The organism is Phyllobacterium sp. (genome assembly GCF_037994405.1).
Taxonomy (GTDB): domain Bacteria; phylum Pseudomonadota; class Alphaproteobacteria; order Rhizobiales; family Rhizobiaceae; genus Phyllobacterium.
Map to the genome: position 1 here is coordinate 1 of NZ_JBBNAN010000424.1, position 3,725 is coordinate 3,725.

The following is a 3,725-nucleotide window of genomic DNA, read 5'->3' on the forward strand; positions in this document are numbered from 1 at the left end:
CTTCGAAGGCCATGTCGCCAAGTTAATGGGCGACGGGGTGCTCGCCTATTTCGGGTGGCCGAGGGCGCACGAGGACGAGGCCGAGCGCGCCGTGCTGGCCAGCCTTGCGGCCGTCGAGGCGGTCAGACGTCTGGCAACCCCGACCGGCGAGCCGCTCGCAGCCCGGGTCGGCATCGCCACAGGCGTGGTCGTCGTGGGCGACCTTATCGGCGAGGGCGCGGCCCAAGAGGAAGCGGTCGTCGGCGAAACGCCGAATCTTGCTGCCCGGCTGGAGACGCTTGCGCGGCCCAACGAGGTGGTGATCGGCGAGGGTACACGAAAGCTTCTAGGCGCGTTGTTCGAGGTCGAGGATCTCGGGCTCCGGCCGCTCAAGGGACTAACGGTGCCGGCCCGGGCGTTCCGTGTGCTCGGACCCGGCTACGCAGCGAGCCGCTTCGAGGCACTCCATGTCAGGGAGCTGGCGCCGATCATCGGTCGTGACGCGGAGCTGGCGCTGCTTCTCGAGCGCTGGCGATGGGCCAAGGCGGGGGAGGGCCAGGTGGTGCTGCTTTCCGGCGAACCTGGAATCGGTAAATCGCGGATTGTCCTAGCGCTACGCGAGGCGCTCGCCCAGGAACCGGTCGCCGTGCTGAGCCATTTCTGCTCGCCCTACCACATGAACAGCGCGCTCTTTCCGGTGATCGGGCAGCTCGAGAGGGCCGCCGGATTCGCTCGCGAGGACGGGCCGGAGGAGAAGCTCAGCAAGTTGGAAACATTCCTCAACCCTTATGCCGAGCGCCTCGACGAAGACGCGACGGCGCTCATGGCCGCCCTGTTATCGCTGCCGGTCGAGAGCTACACGGCTCTGGATCTGACGCCCGAGCGCCGGAAGCAGCGCACCTTCGAGGTCCTGCTCCGGCAGTTTGAAGCCCTGTGCAGCCAGCAGCCGGTCTTGGCCGTCTATGAGGATGTGCACTGGATCGACCCTTCGACGATGGAGCTTCTGGAGCTTCTGACCGAACGCGTGCAGGGCCTGAGGGCGCTCATGGTGATCACGTTCCGGCCCGAGTTCAGCCCTCCCTGGACCGGCCACGCTCATGTCACCTCCTTTTCGCTTCCTCGGCTCGTCCGCGGCGACGTGGCGATGATCGTCGATCGCGTCGTCCGCGGAAAGGCGTTGCCAGCGGACGTCCTGGCCCAGATCACCAGCAAGACGGACGGTATCCCGCTGTTTGTCGAGGAGCTGACCAGGACGGTTCTAGAATCCGGCCTGTTGCGAGACCTCGGTGACCACCTCGAGCTTATCGGCGTGCCGGCGGCGTTCGCCATTCCCTCGACTTTGCAGGACTCGCTCATGGCCCGGCTGGATCGACTGGCACCGGCCAAGGAGCTGGCGCAGATCGGCGCCTGCATCGGCCGCGAGTTCGATCACGATCTCTTGGCCGCGGTGTCGCCGCTGCAAGAGCCGGCGTTCAGCGAAGCGCTGGTTACGCTCGTTGGCTCCGATTTGGTTTTTCGGCGCGGCCAGCCGCCCAACACGACCTACACCTTCAAGCACGCGTTGATCCAGGATGTCGCCTACGCGACCCTCCTCAAAAGCCGGCGAGTGGAGCTTCATGCGCGTATCGCCGCTGCGCTCGAAGCGCAGTTCCCCGCTGTCGTTGAGCGCCAGCCCGAACTCCTGGCCCGTCATCTCTCGGAGGCCGGGATTCACGACCGGGCCGTAGATTGGTGGCTGCTCGCCGGCCGATTGGCGCGGCAGCGCTCGGCCAACAAGGAAGCGATCGGTCACCTGACGAGAGCACTCGCCATGCTCGAGGACGCACCGCCGAGCGAGGCGCGCGAGCGCCAGGAGCTCGAGGTCCAGGTGGCTCTGGGACCGCCGCTGATCGCAACCGAGGGCTTCGGTGCACCCCAAGTCGAGGCGGCTTACGCCAGAGCCGAGGAGCTCGCCCGCCGGCAAGGGCACGAGAGCTATCGCGCGCGAGCGCTGCGCGGCTTGTGCCACGTCTATCACGTACGCGGTCATTTGACCCACACGGGCGAGCTCAGCGCTGAACTGCTCGAGCTGGTCGAACGGGGCGACGACCCCGTCCGCCAGGCTGACGCCCATCATGCGCTGGGATTCAACCTGTTCCATCTGGGCCAGCATGGCCTGGCCCTGATCCACTTGGAGGCGGCCCGCAGCAAGATCGAGCGTGCCGGTGATCCCGCCAACGCGTTCGCGGCTGGCGTCAACATCCACGTCCATGGCCGCGCCTATGCTTCTCATGTCAACTGGCATCTCGGGTTCGCGGATCGTGCACTCGTGGCCATCGGCGAAGCGATCGAGGTGGCGCGACGACTCGACCACCCGTTCAGCCTCGTCGTCGCGCTCGCCTACGCCTCGATGCTGCACCAGTTTCGCCGCGAACCGGCGCTGGTGCGCGTGCATGCCGACGCCGCTTACGCAGTCTGTGCCGAGTATGGGTTCAGCTATTATCTTGCCTGGGCCACGATCATGGACGGCTGGGCGTCCGCCGAGGAGGGTGATCTCGATCGGGGTATTGTGCGCCTGCGCGATGGTCTGCGAGATCTGCGCGCGACCGGCGCCGGACTCAGGGTGCCGCACTATCTTGCGATCCTCGCCGAGCTCTACGTCAAAACGCAACGGCTGGAGGAGGCGGGCGCCGCCCTCGCTGAGGCCGACGCCGTCGCTGAGCGCCACCGGGAATCGTGGACCAACGCGCGGCTCCGTCTCCTCGAGGGCGAGCTATCGCTCGCCACATACCGACCGGCGGCGGACTGCTTTCGACGTGCCGTGGAGATCGCGGCGGCGCAAGGGGCTCTATCCCTCATGCTCCGGGCAGCCATCCGGCTCGCGCGGCATCTGCGTGCAGAGGGTAAATCCGCGGAAGCGTACGACACCCTCGCATCTCCTTACGCCTCGATCAGCGAGGGCTTCGACACGCCTGATCTTCTGGAGGGGCGAGCACTGCTCGACGAACTGCGATCGGAATGCCCCTCTGGCCATCGATGACGCGCCGGGAAAGGCGATCGGGCCGCTGCATCTTCGTTTCGAAGGCATGGCTTGGTTAGTGGAAGCCCCTTCGCTGCGCACCTTAAGAACTTCGACTATCGAAGACCAAACGTGTCCCCGTGTACGCCCGCAGGTATCGTTAAAATTCACTATAGGAGAGCGGTGATCGCAGAGGCGGTCAAGGTGCAAACCGGTTCATGCGTGCGATTTGATTTGCGCAAAGACGACGCGGTTGCGCCCTAGGATGTTTGATCCCAGGCTTTGATGGTGCATTATTTTCCTTTGAATGGAAGGAGGCACTATGGGCCAGGTTCTACACGGCAGCGCCACGACGACAGAGGCAATCCGTCGAGCAATACACAATAGTGAAGAGAGCCTGAGAACGCTTGCGAAACGCTACGGGATCAATCAGAAGACGGTCGCGAAGTGGAAGAAGCGCACATCCGTTGCCGATCTTCCGACCGGCCCGAAAGAACCGAAATCAACGGTTCTCTCGATTGAGGAAGAGGCGGTCATCGTGGCTTTTCGCAAGCACACGCTGTTGCCGCTCGATGATTGCCTCTATGCCCTACAGCCGACCATTCCACAGCTGACGCGGTCGTCGCTGCATCGTTGCCTTCAGCGCCATTGCATCGGGCGTCTGCCGGAGGTCGAGGGTGACAAGCCTGCAAAGAAGAAATTCAAATCCTACCCGATCGGCTACTTTCACATCGACATTGCCGAAGTC

The 3,725-nt window shown here is 64.4% G+C and carries 1 protein-coding gene and 1 pseudogene; both read left to right on the plus strand.

What is annotated here, in order from left to right:
• Nucleotides 1–2,998 (plus strand): AAA family ATPase (locus tag AAAC48_RS23080; protein WP_340656434.1); only part of this gene is annotated, 2,998 nt, incomplete at its 5' end.
• Between the two features lie 301 nt (nt 2,999–3,299).
• Nucleotides 3,300–3,725: pseudogene (locus tag AAAC48_RS23085) on the plus strand (IS481 family transposase); the annotation flags it as partial.